We start from the raw sequence: 3,702 nt of genomic DNA, 5'->3' as shown, positions 1-3,702 counted from the left end.
GCCCTTGGGCGTGATCGGCATCACCCCCGGCCCCATGCAGGCGGCGGTGGACCGCATCGAGATCCGCATCAATGGCAAAGGCGGCCATGGCGCACGCCCGCACCAGGCCATCGACCCGGTGCTGGTGGCGGGCCACATCATCACGGCCGCGCAAAGCGTGGTCTCGCGCAACCTGTCGGCGTTTGACCAAGCGGTGGTCAGCATTTGCTCGATGCAAGGCGGCAACCCCGGCGCTATGAGCGTGATTCCCGGCGAGGTGACCTTGGTGGGCACAGTGCGCACTTACAGCGAAAGCGTGCAAGACCAGATCGAAGAGCGTTTGCGTTCTTTGTGCAATGGCATTGCACAAGGCTTTGGCGCGTCGGCCGAATTGCACTACGAACGCACCTACCCTGCCACCGTGAACACCGTGCCCGAAGCCGAATTTGCCTGCAATGTTGCGGCCACCTTGGTGGGTGAAGACAAGGTCTGGCGCAACATGCTGCCCAGCATGGGCGGCGAAGACTTCTCTTTCATGCTGCAAGCTGTGCCCGGTGCTTACATCCGGATTGGCCAAGGCCTGCCGCACGGCCCAGGGCCGCACCCGCTGCACAACAGCCGTTACGATTTCAACGACGACATCCTGCCCTTGGGCGCAGCTTTGCATGCCAGCTTGATCGAGCAGGCTTTGCCGCTGAACACTGCCTTGCGCAGTTCATGATTTTTTAACCGCTTTCACCCTTTTCTTTCAGGAGTTTTTTCATGCGCATGCATTCCTTCAACCGCACATTGACCGCTTTGGCCGTGGTGTCTGCCTTGGCGATGGGCAGCGCCCACGCCGCCACCGTGCGCATTGCCAACCAGGGCGACGCCTTGTCGATGGACCCGCACTCGCTCAATGAGTCATTGCAGCTGAGCGTGACCAACAACGTTTACGAGTCGCTGGTGGGCGTGAGCAAAGACCTGAAGTTCGAAGCAGGCCTGGCCACTTCGTGGAAGCAAACCGCGCCCACGGTGTGGCGCTTTGAGCTGCGCAAGAACGTGCGCTTTCATGACGACTCGCCGTTCACTGCCGATGACGTGGTGTTCTCGCTGAATCGCGCTGCAGGCGAAGGTTCGGACATGCGCAGCAACACCAATGACATCAAGGAAGTGCGCAAGGTGGACAGCCACACCATCGAGATCGAAACCAAGGCCCCTTTCCCGATCTTGCCCAATGTGCTGTCCACCGTCTTCATCATGAGCAAGAAATGGTGTGAAGACAACCAAGCCACACGTCCGGTGGACCGTCGCAAGGGGATTGAAAACGCCGCTTCCTTCCGTGCCAACGGCACTGGCCCCTACCGCCTGCGTGAGCGCCAGCCCAATGTGCGCACCACCTTTGTCCGCAACGGCAGCTACTGGGGCAAGATCGAGGGTAACGTCGACGAAGTCATCTTCTCCGTGATTGCCAACGACCCGACTCGCGTAGCGGCTTTGCTCTCCGGTGAGATCGACATCATGGAGCCCGTGCCGGTGCAAGACGTGCCCCGCATCAACGCCGGTGCCAACACCCGCGCCTTGGTGGCCCCCGAGTTGCGCACCATCTTTTTGGGCATGGACCAAAAGCGTGACGAACTGCTGTACTCCAGCGTGAAGGGCAAGAACCCCTTCAAGGACAAGCGCGTGCGCCAGGCCTTCTTCCAAGCCATCGACATCGAAGGCATCAAGCGCGTGGTCATGCGTGGCGCCTCCAACCCCAGTGCCCTGATGGTCGGCCCTGGCATCAACGGCTTCAACCCCGATCTGAACAAGCGCTTGCCCTTTGATCCCGAAGCCTCCAAAAAGCTGCTGGCCGAAGCGGGTTACCCCACGGGTTTCTCACTGGACATGAACTGCCCCAATGACCGATACGTGAACGACGGCCAGATCTGCGAAGCGGTGGCCGCCAACTTGGCTCGGGTGAACATCAAGGTCAACCTCAAGGCCGAAACCAAGGGCACGTATTTCCCGAAAATTTTGCGCCGTGATACCAGCTTCTATTTGCTGGGTTGGACCCCCAGCACCTACGACGCCCACAACGCGCTCAATGCCTTGATGCGCTGCGTGGACGACAAAGGTACCGGCCAGTTCAATTTGGGCGCTTATTGCAACCCCAAGGTGGACGAACTGACCGTGAAAATCCAGAGCGAAACCGATCAGACCAAACGCAATGCCATGATCAAAGAGGCCTTTGAGTTGCACAACGCCGACATCGGCCACTTGCCACTGCACCAGCAGGCACTGGCCTGGGGCACCAGCAAAAGAGTCACCCTGGTGCAGCGCGGTGACAACTCCATGCCGTTCAAATCCATCACCATCAAATAATCCATGAACGCATTGAAACGTTGGCTGAACAGCGACGTCGGTTACAGCTTCCGCCAATCGCCCATGGCGATGGTGGCGGCTGCCATCGCCTTCATTTGTCTTTTTTGTTCGGTCTTTGCCGGCTGGGTGTCGCCCACCAACCCGTTTGACCTGGCCACGCTGGAGTTGAGCGACGCCCGCTTGCCGCCCGCCTGGATGGAGGGCGGCACCACCAAGTTTTTGCTGGGCACCGACGATCAGGGGCGCGACATTTTGTCGGCCCTGATCTATGGTTCGCGCATTTCTTTGATCGTCGGCTTGGCTTCGGTCCTCTTGTCGGTGGTGGTCGGCGTGGGCCTGGGCCTGTTGGCGGGTTTCAAGGGCGGCTGGCTCGACGCTTTGCTCATGCGCCTGTGCGATGTGATGCTGTCCTTCCCGGCCATTTTGGTGGCGCTCTTGATCGCGGGCGTAGGACGTGCCCTTTTTCCCAATGCGCACGAATCGCTGGCCTTTGGTGTGCTGATCATCTCGATCTCGCTGACGGGCTGGGTGCAATACGCCCGCACCGTGCGTGGCACCACTTTGGTAGAGCGCAACAAAGAATACGTGCAGGCCGCCCGCGTGACGGGCGTGGCCCCGTTGCGCATCATGTTCAAGCATGTGCTGCCCAATGTGATGGGTCCGGTCATGGTGTTGGCCACCATCCAGGTGGCCACGGCCATCATCACCGAAGCCACGCTGTCGTTTTTGGGTGTGGGCGCACCCCCCACCTCGCCCTCGCTGGGCACGCTGATTCGCGTGGGCAACGACTATTTGTTCTCGGGCGAGTGGTGGATCACGATTTTCCCGGGCCTGATGCTGGTGCTGATCGCCCTGTCGGTCAACTTGCTGGGTGACTGGTTGCGCGACGCGCTGAATCCGAGATTGCGATGAGTCTTTTACAAGTCAAAAACCTGGTGGTGGAATTCCCCAGCCGCCACGGCACGCTGCGTGCGCTGGACGATATTTCTTTCGACATCGCCCCCGGTGAAATTCTGGGGGTGGTGGGTGAGTCGGGCGCAGGCAAGTCGCTCACGGGCGCGGCCATCATCGGCCTGCTGGAGCCACCAGGCCGTGTGGCCGGGGGGCAAATCCTCCTTGAAGGCCAGCGCATCGATCACCTGAACAACGACGAGATGCGCCACATCCGGGGCCGCAAGATCGGTGCGATTTTTCAGGACCCGCTGACTTCGCTCAACCCGCTGTATTCCATTGGCAGGCAATTGACCGAGACCATTTTGGCCCACCTGCCGGTGACGCCCCAAGAGGCGCGGCAACGGGCCATCCAGCTGCTCAAGGACACCGGCATTTCGGCCGCCGAAGAGCGCATTGACCATTACCCGCACCAGTTTTCCGGCG

Annotated in this window: 4 protein-coding genes; all 4 read left to right on the top strand. The window is 60.3% G+C overall.

The genetic code is table 11. From position 1 onward, the window contains the following. Positions 1-700, top strand: a 700-nt coding sequence (locus tag ACIQ47_RS15225; RefSeq protein ID WP_396438890.1) for an amidohydrolase, incomplete at its 5' end; no start/stop codon positions are given. A gap of 101 nt (positions 701-801) precedes the next feature. Continuing rightward, a complete protein-coding gene (locus ACIQ47_RS15220; RefSeq protein WP_396438891.1) occupies positions 802-2,325 on the top strand; it encodes an ABC transporter substrate-binding protein in 1,524 nt (507 codons plus the stop codon). Positions 2,326-2,328: 3 nt separating this feature from the next. Then, on the top strand, positions 2,329-3,237 hold the full coding sequence (locus ACIQ47_RS15215; RefSeq protein WP_296290668.1) for an ABC transporter permease: 909 nt from the start codon (positions 2,329-2,331) through the stop codon (positions 3,235-3,237). Then, positions 3,234-3,702 (top strand): ATP-binding cassette domain-containing protein (locus tag ACIQ47_RS15210; RefSeq protein ID WP_396438889.1); only part of this gene is annotated, 469 nt, incomplete at its 3' end. The genes ACIQ47_RS15215 and ACIQ47_RS15210, both read left to right, overlap by 4 nt.

This window comes from Limnohabitans sp., from assembly GCF_044373035.1.
GTDB lineage: Bacteria > Pseudomonadota > Gammaproteobacteria > Burkholderiales > Burkholderiaceae_C > Limnohabitans_A.
Note: the sequence above shows the minus strand (reverse complement) of the source record. Positions and strands in the feature narration are given on the sequence as shown.